This window comes from Mesorhizobium sp. M1182 (assembly GCF_040318335.1).
Classification (GTDB): Bacteria; Pseudomonadota; Alphaproteobacteria; order Rhizobiales; family Rhizobiaceae; genus Mesorhizobium.
In genome coordinates this window covers 121374-143219 of the sequence record NZ_JAMYMD010000005.1, presented here as the reverse complement: position 1 = coordinate 143219, position 21846 = coordinate 121374, and the positions used below count along the sequence as shown (strand labels likewise).

Below are 21846 nucleotides of genomic sequence, written 5' to 3'. Positions count from 1 at the left end.
AGGACCGTAGCACAGCTCGGCCGCGATGTGGCGTTTCATGCACGAATAAGATGCAAATACTGCGCCTTCCGCCACATCATGCGAGGGAATAGCGTCCGACAGCTCCGATTGGGGGCTGCCGGCAAAGGAGTTCACCTTGGCATCGACCGCTGAAAAGACCTGGGACGAAGTTGCCCCGGTGAGCGCACGCTCGACCCGATGGGCATTGGCAAGCCTGTCGCTTTCAACGCTGCTGTCGTCGCTCGCCACCAGCATCGCCAGCGTCGGGCTGCCATCGCTGATGCAGGCATTCGGCGCATCGTTCCAGCTCGTGCAATGGGTCGTCCTGGCCTATCTGCTCGCCATCACCACCTTGATCGTCAGCGTCGGGCGGCTCGCCGACATATTCGGCCGCCGACCGCTATTGCTCGGCGGCATTGCCCTGTTCACCTTCGCATCGGTGCTTTGCGGGCTCGCGCCGACGCTCTGGCTGCTGATCGCCGCACGGGCGGCACAGGGGCTCGGCGCGGCCGTCATGATGGCTCTGACGCTGGCCTTTGTTGCCGACGCGGTTCCCCCGGATAAAACCGGCAGCGCCATGGGCCTGCTCGGCGCCATGTCGGCGATCGGCACCACGCTTGGCCCCTCCCTTGGCGGACTGTTGATTGCCGGCCTCGGCTGGCGCGCGATCTTCCTCATCAATCTGCCGTTGGGGGTGCTGGCCTTTGCGCTTGCCTGGCGCTTCCTGCCGGCCGGAAAAAAGACGCCAGATCGGCGCGGTTTCGACGGCATCGGCACGGCCTTGCTCGCGCTGACGCTAGCCGCTTATGCGCTCGCCATGACCCTTGGGCGTGGCAGTTTCGGTTCTCTCAATGTCGGCTTGCTGATTGCCGCCACCGTGGCTGGCCTGCTGTTTGTCATTGCGCAGACAAGGGTCCAGAACCCTTTGATTCAACCTGCGAGGTTCCGCGACCAGGCGTTGAACGCAAGCCTCGCCATGAACCTGATCGTCGCCACGGTGATGATGGCGACGCTGGTGGTCGCACCATTCTATCTGTCGCGCGCGCTCGGGCTGAACGCAGCCATGGTCGGGCTGGTTCTGTCGACCGGCCCTCTGGTTACCGCATTGGCGGCGCTGCCGGCCGGACGCCTGGTCGATCGTTTCGGGGCGAACCGGATCATGATCGTCGGCCTGTTCGATCTCGCTATTGGCACCTTTGCTCTGTCGCGGGCGGAATTCGGTATTGCCGGCTATGCCGTACCAATCATCATCGTCTGCACCGGCTACAGCCTGTTTCAGACCTCCAACAATTCGGCCGTGATGACCGGCGTCGCATCCGACCAGCGTGGCGTCGTCTCCGGCCTGCTCAATCTGTCGCGCAATCTCGGCCTGATCACCGGTGCGTCGGTGATGGGCGCGGTGTTCGCCTTCGCATCGGCTGGGGAAGGCACTGGCTTGGCAGTGTTGGCACCTGCGGCAGCGGCACGAGGGATGCAGGTCACTTTCCAGGTGGCGACGGGCCTGGTGCTGATGGCGCTGATCCTTGCGGTATTTTCAGCCCGCGCCACTGCCGGGCGAACAGATATCATTGCCAAGCATCCTTGAGGATTCCACCCGGTTCGCATGCAACTCCGGCAGCCGGCGCACCTATCTCGCATATCTCTTGGCACCGACGACGCAAAGCACGACGGCGGCGGTGACGGCGATCATGGCGGGACTGACCTGCTCATGCAGCAGCGCTGCCGCCAGCCCGAGGCCGAAGAAGGGCTGCAGCAGTTGCAACTGCCCAACGGCGGCGATGCCGCCTTGCGCCAGGCCGCGATACCAGAACACGAAACCGATCAGCATGCTGAACAGCGAAACATAGGCCAAGCCGATCCAGGCGCCCCTGCCGGCACTTTCGAGCGACGGCGGCAAAGTGATGAACGTCAGCGCCAGCATGAGGGGCAGCGACAGCACCAGCGCCCACGAAATCACCTGCCAACCGCCGAGTTTGCGCGACAGCGCCGCTCCTTCGGCATAGCCCAATCCACACACGATGATGGCGGCCAGCATCAAGATGTCGCCGAGCGGCGAGACCGACAGGCCTTGGGTGACTGCGAAACCGGCGACAAGGGCGCTGCCGAGGCACGAGAACAGCCAGAACGCCGGCTTCGGGCGATCACCGCCTCGAACCACACCGAAGATCGCGGTCGCCAACGGCAACAGGCCGACGAAGATGATGGAGTGAGCCGACGTGATGTGCTTGAGCGCCAGCGCCGTCAGCAGGGGAAAGCCGACCACGACGCCAAGCGCCACGATCGCCAGCGGGAACAGATCTCGCCGCTCCGGACGCTTCTGACGAAAAATGAGCAGCAGCGCCAGGCCGAGGATGCCCGCCGAAGCCGCACGGGCGACCGTTACGAACACCGGATCGAAATCCATCACCGCCACGCGCGTCGCCGGAAGCGAACCGCTGAAGATCAGCACGCCTATGAACCCGTTAACCCAGCCACTCGCCGCCCAACTACTCGCCGCCCAACTACTCGCCGCCCAACTACTCGCCGCCCAACGACTCGCCGCCTTGTTCATTGATGCCCCGCTGATTTCGCCCTCTATCGGGCCGGGCGTATGGCTCCGCCAGAGACAATCAGGTACAGTTTGACAAAACCGTTATGGTAGGGCGAGCAGTACGGATGGATGAGCAGACGACAACAGATGAGGGCGGCCGGACGCTTGTCGAAAGCGTCATGGCGACGATCAGGCACAGGATCGCCGCGCGCAGCCTCACACCGGGAATGCGGCTGCCTTCGATCCGGGCGTTCGCCAAGGCCATGCAGGTTTCCAAATCCACCGTGGTCGAAGCCTATGAGCGTCTTGCGGCGGAAGGCATGATCCGCTCGCGGCCGGGCTCGGGCTTCTATGCCGCCGGACCGCTGGCTCCGTTGTCGCTGGCCGAGATCGGCCCCAGGCTTGACCGTGCTGTCGACCCGCTCTGGGTCTCGCGCCAATCGCTGGAAGCCGGCGACGGCGTCCTGAAACCGGGTTGCGGCTGGTTGCCGGCGTCATGGATGCCCGAGGCCGGATTGCGTCGCGCGCTGCGGACGATGGCCCGCGCCGACGACGCAGCGCTGACCGATTACGGCACGCCGCTCGGCTTGCCGGCGCTACGCCATCTGCTGGCGCGGCGCATGGCCGAGCACGGTATCGAAGCCTCCCCGGACCAGATCATGCTGGCGGAATCGGGCACTCAGGCGATCGACCTGCTGTGCCGGTTCCTGCTCGAACCGGGTGACACGGTGTTGGTCGACGATCCCTGCTACTTCAACTTCCATGCCCTGTTGCGCGCCCATCGGGCCAAGGTGATCAGCGTCCCCTACACGCGCTCGGGTCCGGACATCGAACGGTTCGCGCAAGCGCTGAACGAGCACCGGCCGCGCCTCTACATCACCAATTCGGCGCTCCACAATCCGACCGGCGCGATATTGTCCCCGGTCGTTGCCCATCGGCTGCTGAAGCTCGCCGACCAGTCGGGGCTGACGATCATCGAGGACGATATCTTCGCCGATTTCGAACACACACCGGCGCCCAGGCTGGCTGCCTTCGACGGCCTCAGCCGGGTCATTCATATCGGAAGCTTTTCCAAGACGCTGTCGGCATCGGTGCGCTGCGGCTTCATCGCCGCTCCTCGCGACTGGATGGAAGGATTGACCGATCTCAAGATCGCCACGTCGTTTGGCAGCGGTCGGCTTGCATCCGAACTGGTACTGACGCTGCTGAAGGACGGCCTCTATCGCAAGCACGTCGATCTGCTGCGCGCGCGGCTCTCGCGCGCCATGGAAGAAACCGGCACCCGCCTCAGGGCGATCGGCATCGTGCCATGGATAGATCAGCCCGCCGGCATGTTTCTATGGTGCAGGCTGCCGGAGGGGATAGATGCCGCGGACGTCGCCCGCCATGCTCTGTCGGCCAATGTCGTGCTTGCGCCCGGCAATGCGTTCAGCCTGTCTCGTTCGGCCAGCCGTTACATGCGCTTCAACGTCGCCCAATCGGGAGACGACCGGGTTTTCAGGGCGCTTGAACAGGCGATGTCGCGTTGATTGCGCTGCCGCAAAACTGAGGCTGAACTCTCAGGCCCCTGCCCGCTTGCGGCGTGCATAAAGCATGACGAGCGTCTCGGCGGTCAGCGCCGGCCTCTGCTCGCCTTCGATCTCGACCGTATTGGCGGCCTTCATCAGATATTGCCCCGGACCTTTGTCTTCCATCGACAACAGCGTGGTGCGCAGCCTGATTCGCGAGCCGACCCTGACCGGCGCCACGAAGCGCACTTTGTCGAAACCGTAGTTGAACGCGGCCTGCGTGTTTTCAGGTACGATCCCCATCTCGAGCGCCAGCGCGCCGATGATCGACAGAGTCAGATAGCCATGCGCGATCGTGGTGCGGAACGGGCTTTGCCGCTTCGCCCGCTCGGGATCGACATGGATCCATTGATGATCGCCCGTGCATTCGGCAAACTGGTCGATGCGGTGCTGATCGACCAGCGTCCAGTCCGAAACGCCCAACTCCTGCCCGGCCATCGCCCTGAGTTGCTCGAAGGTCGGCGGCGTCCTCGGCCGTATCTGCGTCATTCCTGCTTTCCCGATCGCTTGCCTGTTCCGGACCACGACGGGCCGCCCCTGTCAATTCGCCAGTGCGATTCCAGCCCATAATCTTCGGCCGCGAACGCCGGTCTTCGCTGCCGGCAAGCGTGCTGCCGGGGAACAGCTTACCTCTTGTCGTCGCCGGCGCGGATCTCCTCCATCGCCTCCTTGATGCGGCTGCGCAGGATTTCAATTGATTCGGTGCCGGACGCCCTTGCCAGTTCGGCCATCTCGCCGGCATTCTTCAGCGCGGTCTCGAAGGATTTCCTGGCGAACGCCGCCTGCTTCTGCATCATTTCCTGCGGATTGCCGGGTGCTCTGTAGCTTTGTGCCATGTGGGTGATTTCGCGCAGCGTGTCCTGCAGCATCTCGCGTTGCCTTGACAACAGCGCCGACGCTCCGGCGGCGCTCGCCCGTGCCGACTTCTCCAGCGCTTCCAGGTTCCTGGCGTGGTGGGCGAGGATCGCCTCGACATCGACATTCGGCAGCTTCAGGTCGCGGCCGAATTTGCCGAACATGTCGATGAAGGACTCGGACTCCGGTCGTTTTGCCATGCTGGTTCTCTCCCCTGTTGCCGCGAACGCCGCCACTGCACGGAAGATAGTGCAGCGAAGCTCAGCGGTCCATTCGGACTAGTCAGCCGACAAGAAACAGCCGTTCGGCAGTGTAGAGCACGAGGCCGGCAAGGCCACCGATGATCATGCCGTTGAAGCGGATATATTGCAGGTCCTTGCCGATGTTCATTTCGATAAGCCTTGTCAGTTGCGCGAGGTCCCAGCGCTTGACCTGGTCGGCGATGAACTTCGACACGCCGCTCTTCTGGCTTTCGACGAAGGAGGCCAGCGCCACGATGAACCCCTGGTTCATGTCGGCCCTGATCTGCGCGTCGTCGGCAAGATGGCGGCCGACCTCGACGAACATGGTGGCGAGATGGTCGCGGATCATCGAATTCGGCGCCTTGGCGTCCTGTTCGATGAACAGCCGCAGGCTGTCCCACATATCGCCGGCCAGCGCGCTGAGCTCCGGCCGGGCAAGGAAATCGCGCTTCAGCTTTTCGGCGCGCCTGGCATATTGTTTGGATGTCCTCAGCCGCTCGACGAAGGTTTCGACGAAAAGGTCGAATTCGGCTCGCATCGGGTGGTGCGGATCGGCCCGCACCTCATCGAGCAGCGAGCCGGCCGACGCAACGATCTTCTTCAACAGATAGGCGTCGGCGCGAAACAGGTTGAACAGCGACGGCAGTTCCTCGCGGATCTTCTCGCGTATCGTCGCCAGCGCCTGCTCGTCGCTCAGGAAGCGGCCGACCACCTTGGTGAACTCGTCGAACAGTTTCTGGTGGCGGCGATCGTCAGTCAGCGCCGACAGCAGCTCGGCGGCGAGCGGCGCCAGCGGCACCTTTTCGATCTGCTCCAGCACACGGCTGGTGACGAAGCCGCGCAGTCCGGATTGCTCGACCGCCGCCAGCGTCTGCGGCACCAGCCGGCCGACGAAGCGCGATAAATCGGCGGCGCGGTTCGGGTCGGCCAGCCAGTCCGCGACCAGCGCCGAAAAGTCGACCTCGGCGAGCTTTTCGCGCACCGGTTCCGGCGCCAGGAAATTCACCTCGATGAAGCGGCCGAGATTGTCGGCGATGCGATTCTGGTTTTCCGGGATGATGGCCGTATGCGGGATCGGCAGGCCAAGTGGCCGCCGAAACAGCGCCACCACCGCATACCAGTCCGCCAGCCCGCCGATCGTCGCCGCCTCGGCGAAAGCGGCGACGAAGCCCAGCCACGCATGCCGGCTCTCGAGCGATTTCGCCACCGCAAAGACCAGCACGCAAAACGCAAGTGCTGCGGCGGCAACGAACTTGGTGCGCCTGAGCGCCGAAAGCTTGGCGTCGGCATCGGCGTCGAACCGGACGGACGCGACGGATGCAAATGCCGGGGCTGGTCGTGACATGATGGGCCGCTCCTGATCGTGTATGCGAACTTATCTAGTGCCGCCTGCCCTAGAAAGCGCGCCGCTGGTTCCGGTGCGCGCAATCGTGCACGCAAACTTGACGCCGGAATTCATCTATTATGCAGCGCCAGTCTGGAATTGTTCCAAACTATAGGCCATATTGACGCCAACCACTGTTATGTGAGGACACAATGCGGCTTACCCGTCAGACCAACTACGCCATGCGCATTCTGATGTATTGCGCCGCCAACACCGAGCGGTTGAGCCGCATCCCCGAGATCGCCGCCGCCTATTCGGTATCGGAACTTTTCCTGTTCAAGATCCTGCAGCCGCTGGTCGAAAACGGCCTGATCGAAACGGTGCGCGGCAGGAATGGCGGCGTCAGGCTCGGCCGCGCGGCCGAATCAATCAGCCTGTTCGATGTCGTGCGGGTGACGGAGGAAAGCTTTGCCATGGCCGAGTGCTTCGAGAACGACGCCGCCGAATGTCCGCTGGTCGACAGCTGCGCGCTGAATTCGGCATTGCGCGAAGCGCTCAACGCCTTCTTCGCCGTGCTGTCGCGCTACACGATCGCCGATCTGGTGGCGGCGCGCCCGAATGTGCGCCACCTGCTCGGCATCGACATGCTGGTGCAAAGGGCGCCGGCCGCCTGATTTTTGGTCGCATCTCAATTGGTGAGGTCTGTTGAGATTCAGGTCAGGCCGAGCCGGAGTCGAAGACGGGCGCGAAGCGACCAAAATGGTGGGTTCCGAGAACCGGAACCGAGCGTACGTTTGGGTACGTGAGTACCGGCCTGCGCCGGCCATAGCCTTAACTGCCGCACCTCTCATGAATGCTTCGGCCGGCGAAGGCCGGAAGCGCAGGAAACCGCCATTTGCAGGCCGGCATCACCTGAACATCAACAGACCGACTGCGGCAATACGAACGGCATGTTTGCCGCCGGCAACACGCCGACCTTCAGTCGGCAATCGAAGACCTTTTCGATCAGCTCGTCGCTGAGCACCTGTTGCGGCGAACCTGTCGCGGCGAGCCTGCCGCGATGCATGACGAAAATCCGGTCGGCATACATCGCCGTCAAATTGAGGTCGTGCAGGATGGCGACCACGCCGCCTCCCCGTCTGGCGAAATCGCGCGCGATGTCCATGATGATCAGCTGGTGCTTGATATCGAGGCTGGACACCGGCTCATCGAGGAACAAATAGCGCGGCTTGCCATCGAGCACCGGCGCCCAGACCTGGCAGAGTACGCGGGCAAGCTGCACGCGCTGCTGCTCGCCGCCGGACAGCTCCTGGTAGAAGCGGCCGGCAAAACCGTCGAGGTCGACGCGAGCCAGCGCCCGTTCGGGCAGGCGCTGGTCCTCGCCGGGCAACGCGCCGGAGCGCCCGCCGACCAGGCCTAGCCTGACGATCTCACGCACGGTGAACGGAAACGACAGCGTCGTCGCCTGCGGCAGCACCGCACGGACCGTCGCCACATCGACCGGCTTCATCGCCGATAGATTGCGGCCGTTGACGGTGACCTCTCCCGAATAGCCAAGATCGCCGGACAGTGCTCTGAGGAAGGTCGTCTTGCCCGAGCCGTTGGGGCCGACGATGGCCGCGATTTCGCCGGGCCGCGCCTGGAAATCGACATTGGCGACAATGCGCTTGCCGCCAATCGCCACCGAGACATCGCGCGCTTCGATCATAGGCAAAGTCTCACAAGTCGATGACGCCGCGCTTGCGCAGCAGGATCCACAGGAAGAACGGCGCACCGGCGACCGCGGTGACGATGCCGATCGGCAATTCGGCCGGGGCAACGATGGTGCGGGCGACGGCGTCGGCCAACAGCAGCAGCGCGGCACCAAGCAGTGCCGATGCCGGCAGCAAATAGCGGTTGTCGGGGCCGATCAGCAGGCGCAGCAAATGCGGCACGACGATGCCGACGAAGCCGATGCCGCCGCTGACGGCGACCGACGCGCCGACCGCTGCCGAGACGCCGACAATCGCGGAGTATTTCAGCCGCTGCACCGGAATGCCGAGATGGCCGGCCGTGGCCTCGCCGAGCGCCAGCGCGTTGAGGCCGCGCGCCAGGAACGGCATTGCCGCCAGCGCCAGCACGATGACCGGCCCGACCGAGCCGATCTTCTGCCAGGTTGCGCCGCCCAGCGAGCCGAGCTGCCAGAAGGTCAGGTCGCGCAATTGCCGGTCGTCGGCCATGAAGATCAGGATGCCGGTCAGCGCCATGGCAAGCGCGGCCAGCGCGATGCCGGCGAGCAGCATGGTGGCGACGGAGGTCTGGCCTTGCCGTGTCGCGACCCGATAGAGCAGCAATGTCGTAGCCAGCCCGCCGCAGAACGCAGCCAGCGGCAAAGCCATCGTGCCGAGCGCCGAAGTCAGCGGCGCCAGCATGGTCGAGCCAAGCACGATGACGGCGACCGCACCGAGGCTCGATCCGGCCGAAACGCCGATCAGGCCGGGGTCGGCCAGCGGATTGCGGAACAACCCCTGCATGACGGCACCGGAGACTGCAAGCGATGCGCCGATCAGCACGCCCAGAACAACGCGCGGCAGACGGATGTCATGGATGATCAGGCGGTCGCGGGCGCTCAATGCCGCGTCGCCGGGCAACGCGCCGAACAGCCAATCATGCATGACGCCGATGGCCGAGGCATCGGATGCGCCGGAGGTCAGCGACAACAGCACGGCGATAGCCAGCCCGACGCAGAGCAGCACGATGACGAGGCGGGCGCGCCGCGAACGATCACCCTCGGCTGCCGTCGCCATGATGCCCGCCGCACCGGCGATCGAATGATCCGCCATCGCGCTCAATCCGTGACCTGGCCGCCATAGAGCGAGACGGCGAGATCGTGGATGGCGTCGGCCGTGCGCGGGCCGAAGCCGAGCAGATAGCCGCCGTCCATGCGGATCAGCGTGCGGGCGGCACCCGCCGGCGTCGAAGCCACGGCAGGGTTCGAAAACAATTCGTCATCCGCGGTGGCCGGCCCGGCGTTGTTCATCATCAGGATCACGTCGGGCCTGGCGGTGATGACTGCCTCGTCCGACAATTGCTTGTAGCCGGCAAAGCCGTCGATGGCGTTGATGCCGCCCGAAAGCTTGATGATGCCGTCGGCGGCGGTGTCGCTGCCGGCGGCAAGCAGCTTGCCGCCCTGCATCGACAGCACGAACAGGACGCGCTTGCGATCCTTGATCGAGGCGGTCTGCTTTTCGGCTGCCTTCAGCTTGGCGTCTATCTGGGCCGCCAGCGCATCGGCCTTGGCCTCGGTGCCAAGCGCCTTGCCGACGATGTGGATCTTTTCGAGAATGCCTTGATTATCATAGCGCTCGGTCACCTCGATGAACGGGATGCTTGATTTCTTCAAGACGTCGACGGCTTCCTTCGGTCCGCTGCCGCGCAGGGCCAATATGCCCGACGGCTTGACCGACAGCACACCCTCCGGCGACAGCTGGCGCATGTAGCCGACATCCGGCAGTTCCGCCGCCGCTTGCGGATAGCGGCTGGTCGAATCGCGCGCGACAAGACGATCCTGTTCACCGAGCGCGTAGACGATCTCGGTGATCGAGCCGCCGATAGCCACGATCCTCGAGCGATCGGCGAAAGTCGCGATGCCCTCGGCGGCTTGAGCCGTCATCAGCGCGGCGAAGGCCAGGAAAACAGCGGCCGCAGGACCAGGCGCCGACCTGGAGACCGATGCCAGCCTGGAGAAAAGAACCATCGTCGTTTTCCTCAGGCTGCGGTCGGGCTTGGGATACGCGGCAGGTTTTCGGCCAGAAAGCGCCAGTCTTCGCGCTCGCTTTCGCCTTCATGCCGCTTACCGAAGAACTGGATGATCATCTTGCCGTCGGCGCCATAGATTTCGAGCGACGTGACATGGCCGTCCCTGGTCGGCTTGCGCACGGCCCAGACCTCATCGATGTGGTCGGTCCGCAGGTGCAGATGGAAGTTCTGGTCGAGCACGTTGAGCCATGGTCCCATCGGCTTGATCGAGGCGACCGGGCCGGAATGGATCTGGATGCAGCCGCGATTGCCGACAAAGCACATGATCGGCATGGCGCCGGCAGCGGCGTGGTTGAACATGGCGTTCACCGCATCCTTGTCGACCAGCCAGGCGTAATCCTGGCCGACCATGCGCACCGCCTGTCGGCGGCTGATCTTCAGTGTCTTCAGCATTCCGAAGAACTGGTGCACGTCGGTCAGCTGGCTCCAGCGGTCGCGCAGATCGTCGATGCTCGCCGAATTGTCCGCAGTCTCGGTCTCGTCGGTGGTGCCCGCTGAAATCGCCACCGTCGGCTCCTGGTTCGGCGATTCCAGCCCGGCCACCAGTTTCTGATAGGCGTAGAGGTTGGAGGCTGGCCTGAGATGCACCTTGTGTACCGCCTCGCCTGCGATATCGAAGAACTGCAGGCTGCGGCGGATGTCGGCGCCATCGCGCTTTTCCACGGCAAAGCCGTGCGCCCAGACTTTTGGGAAAATGCGCAGGTCGATATTCTCACCGAGCACCATGGCATTGTGATTGCCGGTGACGACCTTGTCGTAGACGCCGATCTTCTCGTGCACCGCGCTTTCGTTGCGGGTCAGCGCCATCACCTCACCGACAGCTTCGAGGCCAGTCAAAAGGTCGTTGACACGCGGCTCGACGCGCACGACGCAGTCGCCGCAATGCGCGGCGACCAGTTCGGCCTCCGAAATACCGAGCTGGGCGGCGAGGTCGCGCTCGCGCATTTTCGGATTGTCTGCCCGTGCCCGCCGGATCTCGTGCGGGGCGGGTTTTACGCGCTGGTCCATTTCTACCACCTACTTGTTGAGGATGAGCTTGCCCTGCCGGGTGATCTTCAGCCGGTACAGCGCACCATGATGCTCGATGCCGATCTCGTGCTCGCCCTGGAACAGCGTGTTGCTGGACAGCGTTCTCACGGCCGATTGGACCCGATCGAAACGGACGGAATTTTCGTCGGAACGGCGGACGCGATAGCGAAAGTCGCTGGGATTGTGCGTGTTCATTGGTTCGATCCCTTTTCTGTGCCGGGCATCTGGCTCGGCGCCTGCGTGAAATGCCGATTCAATTCTTGACTCGAATGATCATGTTATCTAGCAGTGCAATACCGGAGTAAATGAGTCAACATTTAAGACGCCGGACGCGATGAAAAATGCCAGCGAGCCCCAAGCCAGCCAGCATCGAACATGGATTCTTGGAGCTGCAGCATGGGGTTGGCGAATTGGGGACGGCTGGCGGGCAGCGGCCTGACACATTGTTCTATGACAAGCAAAATGGCCGCGTTGCTGGCCGGCGCGGCGGCGATCCCGCTGCTCGCCACACCGGCCGGCGCCCAGCAGGCCGCCCAACCGGCAGCCGACCAGCAGCAGACTGACCCGTCTCAACAGCCCGAAAAGGTAAAGCCGGCCCCGGCGGGTACCACACTGCTCGACAAGATCCTGATCCTCAGCCGTACCGGCGAGACGGCGATCGAGTCGCTTGCTTCAGCCAGCCATGTCGACGAGGAACAGCTCGAGCGCCGCATGGCGACGACGCCCAACGAAATGCTGTTCGGTGTGCCAGGTGTCGCCGTCCAGGCCGACGCAAGGCGTGTCAGTTCCAGCATCAACATCCGCGGCCTGCAGGATTTCGGCCGCGTCTCCGTCGTCGTCGACGGCGCCCGCCAGAATTTCCAGCGCTCGGATCATGGCACGCAATCGACCTTCTACATCGATCCCGAATTGATCAAATCCGTCGATGTGATCCGCGGTCCGGTCGCCAACACCTACGGCTCCGGGGCGATCGGCGGCGTCGTATTTTTCGACACCAAGGATGCGCAGGATTTCCTCAAGCCCGACGAGACCTGGGCGGCGTCCGCGACCGGGCGCTACGAAACCAACGGCGAAGGCTGGACCGCCAGCGCCACCGGCGCCTATCGGATCAACGAGAACTGGGACGTGCTCGGCAATATCGTCTACCGCGACTATGACGATTACAAGCATGGCGGCGGCGACACTGTAGCGGGCACCGGCTTCGACGTCTTGAGCGGCCTCCTCAAGACGACCATCCGCCCCAGCGAAAACAGCGAGCTGAAGCTGGGCTGGATCGGCTCGAACGACGGATGGACCGAGACCAGCGGCAGCGCGCCGGTGAACGACGCCGACCTGAAGGCGAATACGTTCACGGCCCGCTACAACATCACCGACGAAGACAAGAGCTGGCTCGACCTCCACATCAACGCATCCTACAACAAGACCAAGCTCGATCTGACGACCCTTGTGGCGCAAAACCGGTTTGATCCGGTCACCGGTCTGCCCGTGGTTTTGCCGGCGGGTTCGAAATCGACGTTCGACATCGGCACCTCCGGCATCGACATTTGGAACACGTCGAGATTCGAGACCGTCGGCATTGCGCATGAGCTGACCTATGGCGGCGACTGGGTTGGCGACGATGTCGAGACAGGCGGCACGGCTGGCGGCGACAGCTTCTATACGCCCTCGGGCAACAGGAACGTCTCCGGCGCTTACGTTCAGGACAAGCTCACCTGGGACCGGCTCGAGATCATCGCCGGGCTGCGCTACGACAGCTACAAGCTTGACAGCGATGTCGGCGAAACCTCTGGCGACCGGCTGTCGCCACGCATCACAGTGGGCATTTCGCCCTTCGAGAGCGCCAGCCTTTCCGGGCTGCAATTCTACGGCACCTACGCTGAAGGCTATCGTTCTCCGTCGCTGTCGGAGACCCTGATCAGCGGCAACCATCCAGCCGGCGTCAGCTTCCCGTTCCTCCCCAATCCCAATCTCAAGCCCGAAACCGGCAAGACCGTGGAGTTTGGCGTCAATTACAGCACCAACGGCGTCATTGAGGCTGATGACGCGCTGCGGCTGAAGGCGGCCTATTTCAACAACAACGTCGACGATTACATAGACGGCGTGACGCTCTCGCCGTTCGACCCGACCAGCGGCTGCCCGTTCGGCCCGGGCATCCCGATCTGCTTCCAGTATCAGAACTTCGCCAAGGCCAAGATCCACGGTTTCGAGATGGAGGGCGTCTATGATGCCGCCTGGGGCTTTGCCGGGCTTTCGGCGTCGTTCACCGACGGCCATACGATTTCCTATGAAGGCGAACGGGCGGACCTTGTCACCATCCCTTCCTCCCAGGTCACCGGGCAACTCGGCTTTCGCTTCCTCGAGGACAGGCTGACCGTCGGCGGCGAGGTGCAATACAACGGCAAGCCGCAGGGCAACCCGGTGGCCAGGGACTACACGCTGGTCAATGCCTTCGCCAGCTACCAGGCGACCGACAATTTCAAGGTCGATTTCCGCGCCGACAATCTGTTCGACGTCAAATACGCCAACCCGCTGAACGCATCGACGACGAGTGTTGTCTACGAGCCAGGCGTCACGCTGAAGCTGGCGGCGACGATGAGGTTTGGAGGCTGAGACAATGACAGGCATGACGGCATCCCTTCGTCTGTTCGCCGCGGTGCTGGCAATGTCGCTTGTTGCGGCTCCAGCATGGACACAGCAGCAAGCGCCGGCGCTTCTCCTCGAGCTGAACGGCGCGCAGCCCTCGGACAAGGGCTGCCGCCTGACCTTCGTCGTCACCAACAATCTCGGCGCCGGTCTTTCCAAGGCGGCGTTCGAGATCGCGCTGTTCAACGAGGCCGGCGTCGTCGACCGGCTGACCGTGCTCGACTTCAAGGAGCTGCCGGCAGGCAAGACCAAGGTGACGCGTTTCGATCTTGCCGGCACGGATTGCGGCAAGGTCAGCCGCGTGTTGATCAACAGCGTCACGGAATGCGCCGGCGCCGAGCCGAATGCCTGCATGCGCGGGCTGAAGACGCAGACCAGGACCGGCATCGCCTTCGGGGTCTGAATTTTGGGACCGGAACCCGAATTCGCACGAAACCCCGTCGCGTGGCCATTGGCCGGTTTCCTGCCGCCGGAACCGGACGATCCGGATTTCGCCATCCCGCGCGGGGCGCTGCTTGTTTCGCCGCGCGACAGGCCGGAAGACAGTTACATCGCCGATGCCGACGGCGACTTGCCGACGGTGCCTGCGGAGCCATTGCGGCAGACGCGACAGATGCAGCGGCGCCGCAACTGGACGGTGGCGATCGCCTGCTCTTGCGCGTTCCACGTCGCCGTGGCGCTGGCCTTTCTCACGCTGCCGGACGACCGGCCAAGGATCGAAGGTGCCGACCAGCAGGGCGACATGCTGCTCGGCGCCGACCCGCAGCAGGCGGCCGGCGATGTCGCAGACGACCCGGACGTGGCCAACGTGACGATGGTGACCATGCTGGACGCCAAGCCCGTCGAAACGGTCGAGGCGCAGGCGGCCGCGGCAGAGGAGACGCTCCAGCCGGTCACTGACGCGGCCGAAGCATCGGGAACAGAAGTGGTCGAGCCGGTCAGCGAGGCCGCCACGGAAATCGCTGCCGTTGCCGACCGGGCCGAGCCTGCGCAACCTGTCCAGCCGGCGCGCCAGGACCCGTCGCCCGACATTCTTGCGACCGACAGGCTGGTGCCTGCCGACGGCAATGCCGTGCCGCCGCCAGTCAGCGCGGCCGAAACGGCCGAGCCTGCCGAGAGAAGCGCACCGGCACCAGCCGATCCGAAGCCAGCCGAAACAGTTCAGACGACCGAGACAGTCGGCGCGGCGGAAGAACCGAAGCCGGACAGGCCGGAGCCCAGGCAGCCGAAGAAGGCAACCGCAAAGAACAAGCCGGCCAGGAAGGCCGAACCAAACGAGCCTGAAAAGCCGGCCCTGCGCAAGAAGGCGGGCAAGGCTGCGGCCAAAGCCGACACCAAGAAGAAAAAAGCCGGCTCCGGCGGCCGTGACGAAACGGATGTCGCGCGCGGCATGGCCGACGGCAGGAAGGACGGCAAGATCCTGACCGCCAGCAGAGGCGGCAAATCAGGCATCGGCAATGCCGCCGTCACGAACTATCCCGGCAAGATCAGGTCAAAACTGGTGCGGGCCTTCAATTCGACACGCACACGCGCCACCGGCACAGCAACCGTTGCCTTTACCGTCGGCTCGAACGGCAGCGTCCGGTCGGCTAGGCTGACGGGCAGTTCGGGTGTTGCCGCGCTGGACAAAGCCGCACTCGACGCAGTCCGCCGGGCTTCTCCGTTTCCTCCCATTCCGGAAGGAGCCGGTCGCTCGGCCTGGCAGTTCGAAGTTCCGCTCGCTATCAGGTAATGATCGTCCTCATGTGGATACCAAAGTCGGCGCCGCCCCTGCCCCGCGATACGCGAACCCTGGCGAAACCTACGCAGCGGCCAGCAGGCTGGCATTGCCGCCCGCCGCCGTGGTGTCGACGCAGACGGCGCGCTCGTGGGCGTAGGCGGCCGGATAATAGACTTCGCTGACCAGCGGCACGATCGGGCCGGCGCGCTCGGCGATGACCTTGCGCACGATGCGCGCGGCCTCGGGCGTGCCGGAAAAGGCAACGACATCGACGCGCAGCGAGCGCGCTTCGACCGGGTCCGGCCGGCCGTCGATGGCCGCCAGCGGCAGGCCCTTGCCGGTCAGCGCCGACAGCGCTGCCGGCGCGCCGGGTGCGACGGCGAGCACGGCATTGCCGGCGGCCAGCGCCTGGATCGTCTGCGCAAGCAGCGTATCCGCGTCGGGACCCAGACACAGCACGCGCCCGCGCGGCGACAGCGACAGCGTGTTGGCCTCGCCGGTCGGCCCGGGCAGGTCGACTTGGCCGAAATCGATGCCGGCGGCAGTGCCGATAGCCGCGGCACCCTTGCCGCGCAGATGTTTCCTCAGGATGGCGACGCGATCCGGCCGCGTCGACCAGCCGCCAAAGGCCGGGTCCGGCAGATTGTCGGCGAGCTCGGTCGCCGTCACCTTGCGGCCTTCGGCAAGATGGGTGCCGGCTTCCGGCCCCTTGCGGAAGCGCCGGAGATAATGTGGCCCACCGGCCTTCGGCCCGGTGCCGGAAAGGCCCGCGCCGCCGAACGGCTGCGCGCCGACGACGGCGCCGATCTGGTTGCGGTTGACGTAGATGTTGCCGGCGTGGATGCCGTCGACGAAATGCTGGGCGCGGCCTTCGATGCGGGTGTGCAGGCCAAAGGTCAGGCCATAGCCCTTGCGGTTGATCGCCGCGATCACCGCATCGATCTCGTCGGCATCGAAGGTGGCGACATGCAGCACCGGCCCGAACACCTCGCGCTCCAACTCCTCGATGCCCTTGACCCGAAAGACGTGCGGCGCAACGAAGCGGCCGTCCTTCGGCGCTTCGAGCTTGGCGATCAGCCGGCCCTGCAGGCCCATTTTGGTGCAATAGTCACGGATCGACGCTTGCGCCTCGTCATCGATGACCGGACCGACATCGGTCGATATCCGCCACGGGTCGCCGAGGCTGAGCGCTTCCATCGCGCCTTTCAGCATCTCAAGCATCTTCTTCTCGACGTCCTTCTGCACGTAGAGAATGCGCAATGCCGAGCAGCGCTGGCCGGCACTCTGGAAGGCGGAGGCCAGGATGTCGCGCACCGCCTGTTCGGGCAGCGCAGTGGAATCGACAATCATGGCGTTTAGGCCGCCGGTCTCGGCGATCAGCATGGCGTCGGGCGCGGCGGTGTCGGCGAGCTGCTTTTCGATCAGCTTGGCGACCTCGGTCGAGCCGGTGAAGCAGACGCCGGCAATGCGCGGGTCAGCGGTCAGCGGGCCGCCGACCGAGGGGCCGTCGCCGGGCAGAAGCTGGATGACATCCTCCGGCACGCCGGCCTCGCGCAGCAACTGGACAGCGCGGAAGGCGATCAGCGGCGTCTGTTCGGCCGGCTTGGCGATCACCGAATTACCGGTGACGAGTGCCGCCGCGATCTGCCCGGTGAAGATGGCGAGCGGAAAATTCCACGGCGAGATGCAGGCGATGGCGCCGCGCGCCTCGGTGCCCGCCTCGGCATTGGCGGCCTCAGCCGCATAGTAGCGCAGGAAATCGACCGCCTCGCGCACTTCGGCGACGCCGTCGGCGAGCGATTTGCCGGCCTCGCGGGCGGAGAGTGCAAAGAACTCGACGGCGTTTGCTTCGTAGAGATCGGCCGCCCGGTTGAGGATGGCAGCGCGCTCGGCGACCGGCCGTCTTGCCCATGCCGGTTGTGCCTCGACGGCGATGCGCACGGCGGTCTCGACCTGCTTGGCGCCGGCCTCGCTGACCGTGCCGACCACTTCCGAAGGTTTCGCAGGATTGACCACCGGACGCTGCTTGCCATAGCCGGCAGCGCGGCTGACCGGCTTGGCGTGCCAGCGCTCCGGCCCGGCGAACTCGGCCCTCGCCTTGTCGATCGCAGCCAGCGTCAGCGTGTCGGTGATATCGAAACCCTTGGAGTTGCGCCGGCCGGGACCGAAGATCGCCGACGGCGGCACGATCGCTGGATTGGCGGCGGGACCTTGTTTCTCCACCGTTTCGAGCGGGTCGCGGGCAATGTCCTCGGGCTCGACTTCCTCGTCGGTGAGCTGGTGGACAAAGGAGGAATTGGCGCCGTTTTCGAGCAGCCGGCGGACCAGATAGGCGAGCAGGTCGGAATGAGCACCGACCGGCGCATAGATGCGGCAGCGCGTGCCTTCGGCCCGCCGCACCGTCTCATGCAGCGCCTCGCCCATGCCATGCAGCCGCTGGAACTCGAACGTATCGCGCTCCGTCGTCATCGACAGAATCGCGGCGACGGTGTGGGCGTTGTGGGTGGCGAATTGCGGATAGATGCGGTCGGTCATCGCCAACAGCTTCTTGGCGCAGGCCAGGTAGGAGACGTCGGTGTTGGCCTTGCGGGTAAAAACCGGATAGCCGTCGAGCCCGAGCGTCTGCGCCCGCTTGATCTCGGTGTCCCAATAGGCACCCTTGACCAGCCGCACCATGATGCTGCGGTCGTATTTCCTCGCCAGCTCGTAGAGCCAGTCGATGACGAAGGCCGCGCGCGGGCCATAGGCCTGCACGACGACGCCAAAACCGTTCCAGCCGGCAAGCTCCGGTTCGGCCAGCACCCGCTCGATGACGTCGAGCGACAAATCGAGGCGGTCGGCTTCCTCGGCGTCGATGTTGAGGCCCATGCGCGAATGGCGCGCCGCCAGCGCCAGCGACAACAGCCGCTCGGCCATGACGGGCAGCATCTTTTCCTTCTGCGTCACTTCATAACGCGGATGCAGCGCAGACAGTTTTACCGAGATGCCGTGGTTCTGGCGGATGTCGGGGCCGTTGGCGCCGGCATCGAGCGAAGAGATGGCATCGGCATATGCCTTGAGGTAGCGCAGCGCGTCGGCCTCGGTGCGGGCCGCCTCGCCCAGCATGTCGAAAGAATAGAGATAGCCCTTCTGCGTCATCGGTCGGCCGCGCCTGACCGCCTCGGCAATGGTGCGGCCGAGCACGAACTGCTCGCCCATTTCGCGCATGGCGGCGGCGACGGCCTTGCGGATGACCGGCTCGCCAAGCCGGCGCACCATGGCGCGCAGCGTGCCTTCGATGCCGCCCTCGCCCTCGTCGAGCACGCGGCCGGTCAGCATCAGCGCCCAGGTCGACGCATTGATGAAGATCGAGCTCGAGCCGCCCGCATGCGCCGACCAGTCGTGCGGCGCGATCTTGTCGGCGATAAGGTCGTCCATCGTCTCGGTGTCTGGCACCCGCAGCAGCGCCTCGGCCAGGCACATCAGCGCCACGCCCTCCTTGGTCGACAGGCCATAGGCGGACAGGAACACCTCCATCAGCCGCGGATCGGACGAGCCGCGCACCGCCCGCACCAGATCGGCGGCACGCGCCGAAATCGCCTTGCGGTCTTGCGCGGACAGCCCGGCCGCCTCGGCCAGCCGCTTCACCGCCTGGTCTTCGTCGGGCAAATAATTGGCACGGATCTGCTGGCGGATGGTATCGAGCGCTGGCATGGCGGTCCTGTAGAGCGAGCATAAGGGAGCGGGCCGACGGTCGCCGGACCGAACGGCGCAAGCTAACATAAGTAGGGATTGCAGTCGGTCCAAAGAAGTCGACAGAACAGATCGATCGATCTATCATTAGGACTGATCACCTCCAATTCGACCAGGAATTCAGTGACGGAAGACCAATTGGACCGCATCGACAGGAACATCCTGTCGGCTCTGGGCAGCAATGGCCGGCTTTCCATGTCGGAACTGGCGGCGAAAGTCGGCCTGTCGAAGACGCCGGTGCAGGCACGAGTCAAACGGCTGGAGAAGGACGGCTTCATCAGGGGCTACCAGGCGATCATCGACCGTGAGCGCATGGGCGAAGGCCATGTCGCCTTCGTCCAGGTGAAACTGTCCGACACCCGCTCGGCCGCGCTCGACGCCTTCAACCGCGCCGTGCAGGCGGTGCCGGAGATCGAGCAGTGCCACATGATGGCATCGAGCTTCGACTATCTGCTGAAGGTCCGCACCACCGACATCGCCGCCTACCGCCGCGTACTCGGCGAGCGTATCTCCGCCCTGCCGCACGTTGCCCAGACCTCGACGTTTGTCGCGATGGAGACGGTGAAGGATCGGTAGGAGAGCGCTGTTGTTGTCCCGCCCTCACTCCGCCAGTGTCTTCAAAAACGCCACCAGCGCCGCGCGTTCGCGGTCCGAAAGCTGCAGCGGGTGGATCTCGGATGTGCCCTCGACGCTTGCCGGTGCCTTCGAATAATGCGCCACCACCTCGTCGAGGGAGGAAAACTGCCCGGCGTGCATGTAGGGCGGCCGGGTGGCGGCACCCCGCAGCGACGGCGTCTTGTAGGCGCGGACGAGTTCCGGCCCGGTCTTGACCATGAAGCGCAACTCGCGGCAGGCGCTGGCATCGCCGTCGCGAAAGGCGCCGAAACAGTTGAACGGATCGGCCTCGACCTGCGCCACCGCGTCGACGCGGCCGCGATCCGGCGGCAGGCCCGCGACCGGCGGCACGCCGGTGTTGTGGAAGCTGCCGTCGGTAAAACGCGGGCCATTGTGGCAGGTCACGCAATTGGCCTTGCCGATGAACAGCTTCAGGCCGAGGATTTCCTCCGGCGAAAAGGCGGCGTCGCCTTTCGGCTCGGCGCCCGCAGCCAGGTCGATGGCGAAGCGGTCGAAGCGTGTCTGCGGCGGCGCGATCGAGCGCTCGAAGGCGGCGATCGCCTTGCCGATGTTGGCAAAGACGCGGTTGACCTCCTCGGCTTGACTGGCGGGCATGGCGTTCCAGGCCGCCTTCTCGGCATCGGTGCCGAGCGGGCCGGCATTGGCCGGCACGCCCGAAAGGTCCGGCAGCGGCCCGAAGATGCGCTCGTAGCGCTCGCCGAAGCGGGCCTTGATGTAATGCGCGAAGGCGGCGCGGTTGCCGGCCTGCTCCAGCGGATTTTCGAGCGGTGTCAGCGCTTGCGCCCACAGGCTGTCGCGCCGCCCGTCCCAGAAGAACCAGGGATCATGCGCGACGCCGGCCAACGGCATGGTACGACGGTTGGTGCGGCCGACGGCGACCGCTTGCGGCAAGTCGTCCTGGAATTGGCGGTCGATCTTGTGGCAGGTCGAGCACGATACCGTGCCGTCGCCGCTCATCCCGGTGTCGAAGAACAGCGTCGAGCCGAGTGCCGCGGCGGCCGGCACATCGGCGAAGCGATTGGTGGTGTCGGGCTTCAGCGGCGGCAGCTTGGATAGTGCCAGCGAGGCGATGGTCTGCTTTTCGGCATCGGAAAACTCCGGTCTGCCGCAGCCGGCAAGCAGGGCCACCACCACCAACGCGAGAAGACTGGGAAACCGGCTCATCAGTGGCTCACAGCACCACATTGAAGACGACAGTGTCCGAACCGGCCGCAGCGGAAATGGCAAAATGCAATTGCCACCACCCGCTCATCGTGAATTTGACGCCGTCGATGCGATAGCGCCCCGCGCCGAGGTAATCGGTCGCCTGCGGGCTGGTCGGCAGACCGTGCTTGTGCTGCGGCATGCCGCCGGAAATCGTTATCGCAGCACCTTCCACCGGCGCACCCTCGACGGTTTTGAGCGTGAGCAGCCAGGATTCCAGTTCGCCCTGCCGGATGACGCCTTTCTCGGGCTCGAAAGTCGCCACGAACAGCTTGTTCGCCGTCGTCTTGGAACGGCCGACGTCCGAACTTGGTTGGGGTGCATGCGGCGCCGTCAGATAGACGATTGCCAGCACTCCGGCGAGCAAGGCAGCCAGGCCGAGGCCTCCAAGAAGATAACGCCATAACGATGCCAAACCCATTCCTGTTCTGCGGATAACGTTTCGCTGGGCAGATCGCGTCCCACGCCCCTGTGGGAAATCGAGCCCAGTGCAAGAATCCGCCGTCGCCAAGCATGGCGCTGCCGGCTGCAAAAAGCTACAGCACCGCAATTGCAGGATGGAGGAG

At 64.7% G+C, this 21846-nt stretch carries 19 protein-coding genes; 7 read left to right on the top strand and 12 right to left on the bottom strand.

The annotated features are described in order from the left end of the window. The first annotated feature begins 136 nt into the window (after positions 1-136). Entirely contained in the window at positions 137-1585 is a 1449-nt protein-coding gene (locus tag NKH33_RS09135) for an MFS transporter (protein ID WP_502906730.1), read from the top strand. Between the two features lie 42 nt (positions 1586-1627). Here the strand turns inward: NKH33_RS09135 and NKH33_RS09130 are convergent, their stop codons facing one another. Then, positions 1628-2551, bottom strand: coding sequence for a DMT family transporter (locus NKH33_RS09130; protein WP_352919014.1), 924 nt, complete (start codon positions 2549-2551; stop codon positions 1628-1630). 104 nt (positions 2552-2655) lie between these two features. On the opposite strand from NKH33_RS09130, the gene NKH33_RS09125 reads away from it, so the two are divergent. Further along, entirely contained in the window at positions 2656-4059 is a 1404-nt protein-coding gene (locus tag NKH33_RS09125) for an aminotransferase-like domain-containing protein (protein WP_352919013.1), read from the top strand. A gap of 30 nt (positions 4060-4089) precedes the next feature. On the opposite strand, the gene NKH33_RS09120 is transcribed toward NKH33_RS09125, so the two are convergent. The 3 genes from NKH33_RS09120 to NKH33_RS09110 all read right to left on the bottom strand — a co-directional run bounded on the left by NKH33_RS09120 (position 4090) and on the right by NKH33_RS09110 (position 6540). Continuing rightward, a complete protein-coding gene (locus NKH33_RS09120; RefSeq protein ID WP_023676428.1) occupies positions 4090-4587 on the bottom strand; it encodes a MaoC family dehydratase in 498 nt (165 codons plus the stop codon). 137 nt (positions 4588-4724) lie between these two features. Continuing rightward, positions 4725-5153, bottom strand: a complete 429-nt coding sequence (locus tag NKH33_RS09115) for a phasin family protein (protein WP_352830992.1) — start codon at positions 5151-5153, stop codon at positions 4725-4727. Positions 5154-5235: 82 nt separating this feature from the next. Continuing rightward, the gene (locus NKH33_RS09110; RefSeq protein ID WP_352919011.1) at positions 5236-6540 is read right to left on the bottom strand and encodes a DUF445 domain-containing protein; all 1305 of its coding nucleotides are present in this window, start codon (positions 6538-6540) and stop codon (positions 5236-5238) included. Between the two features lie 191 nt (positions 6541-6731). Between NKH33_RS09110 and rirA the strand changes: the two genes are divergently transcribed. After that, on the top strand, positions 6732-7193 hold the full coding sequence (rirA, locus tag NKH33_RS09105) for an iron-responsive transcriptional regulator RirA (protein ID WP_023676431.1): 462 nt from the start codon (positions 6732-6734) through the stop codon (positions 7191-7193). Between the two features lie 245 nt (positions 7194-7438). Here rirA and NKH33_RS09100 read toward each other — a convergent pair whose 3' ends face one another. From NKH33_RS09100 to hemP, 5 genes are read right to left on the bottom strand one after another with little or no spacing between them, the layout of a single operon-like run. Further along, a complete protein-coding gene (locus tag NKH33_RS09100; protein ID WP_352919010.1) occupies positions 7439-8227 on the bottom strand; it encodes a heme ABC transporter ATP-binding protein in 789 nt (262 codons plus the stop codon). Between the two features lie 10 nt (positions 8228-8237). Further along, positions 8238-9341: a FecCD family ABC transporter permease gene (locus NKH33_RS09095; RefSeq protein WP_352539708.1), complete on the bottom strand. Its 1104-nt coding sequence runs from the start codon at positions 9339-9341 to the stop codon at positions 8238-8240. 5 nt (positions 9342-9346) lie between these two features. After that, the gene (locus NKH33_RS09090) at positions 9347-10255 is read right to left on the bottom strand and encodes a heme/hemin ABC transporter substrate-binding protein (protein ID WP_352919008.1); all 909 of its coding nucleotides are present in this window, start codon (positions 10253-10255) and stop codon (positions 9347-9349) included. An 11-nt stretch (positions 10256-10266) separates the two neighbouring features. After that, a complete protein-coding gene (locus NKH33_RS09085) occupies positions 10267-11325 on the bottom strand; it encodes a hemin-degrading factor (RefSeq protein ID WP_352919007.1) in 1059 nt (352 codons plus the stop codon). Between the two features lie 9 nt (positions 11326-11334). Then, on the bottom strand, positions 11335-11541 hold the full coding sequence (hemP, locus tag NKH33_RS09080; protein WP_352451949.1) for a hemin uptake protein HemP: 207 nt from the start codon (positions 11539-11541) through the stop codon (positions 11335-11337). A gap of 201 nt (positions 11542-11742) precedes the next feature. On the opposite strand from hemP, the gene NKH33_RS09075 reads away from it, so the two are divergent. The 3 genes from NKH33_RS09075 to NKH33_RS09065 are packed head-to-tail and all read left to right on the top strand — an operon-like array spanning position 11743 to position 15721. After that, positions 11743-13956, top strand: a complete 2214-nt coding sequence (locus NKH33_RS09075) for a TonB-dependent hemoglobin/transferrin/lactoferrin family receptor (protein ID WP_502906729.1) — start codon at positions 11743-11745, stop codon at positions 13954-13956. Positions 13957-13960: 4 nt separating this feature from the next. Continuing rightward, positions 13961-14392 carry a hypothetical protein gene (locus NKH33_RS09070; RefSeq protein ID WP_352919005.1) on the top strand — a complete coding sequence of 144 codons (432 nt, stop codon included), beginning with the start codon at positions 13961-13963 and terminating at the stop codon, positions 14390-14392. Positions 14393-14440: 48 nt separating this feature from the next. Continuing rightward, complete coding sequence (locus tag NKH33_RS09065; RefSeq protein WP_352919004.1) at positions 14441-15721, top strand: energy transducer TonB family protein; 1281 nt, start codon at positions 14441-14443, stop codon at positions 15719-15721. Between the two features lie 69 nt (positions 15722-15790). Here NKH33_RS09065 and putA read toward each other — a convergent pair whose 3' ends face one another. After that, a complete protein-coding gene (gene putA / locus NKH33_RS09060) occupies positions 15791-19402 on the bottom strand; it encodes a bifunctional proline dehydrogenase/L-glutamate gamma-semialdehyde dehydrogenase PutA (RefSeq protein ID WP_352919003.1) in 3612 nt (1203 codons plus the stop codon). A gap of 162 nt (positions 19403-19564) precedes the next feature. Between putA and NKH33_RS09055 the strand changes: the two genes are divergently transcribed. Further along, positions 19565-20017 (top strand): Lrp/AsnC family transcriptional regulator, encoded by a 453-nt coding sequence (locus tag NKH33_RS09055; protein ID WP_023676441.1) that lies wholly within the window; start codon positions 19565-19567, stop codon positions 20015-20017. A gap of 24 nt (positions 20018-20041) precedes the next feature. On the opposite strand, the gene NKH33_RS09050 is transcribed toward NKH33_RS09055, so the two are convergent. Both NKH33_RS09050 and NKH33_RS09045 read right to left on the bottom strand, forming a co-directional pair. Continuing rightward, positions 20042-21241 carry a cytochrome-c peroxidase gene (locus NKH33_RS09050; RefSeq protein WP_352816925.1) on the bottom strand — a complete coding sequence of 400 codons (1200 nt, stop codon included), beginning with the start codon at positions 21239-21241 and terminating at the stop codon, positions 20042-20044. Between the two features lie 7 nt (positions 21242-21248). Next, positions 21249-21695 carry a FixH family protein gene (locus NKH33_RS09045; protein ID WP_352470464.1) on the bottom strand — a complete coding sequence of 149 codons (447 nt, stop codon included), beginning with the start codon at positions 21693-21695 and terminating at the stop codon, positions 21249-21251. Between the last annotated feature and the right edge of the window lie 151 nt (positions 21696-21846).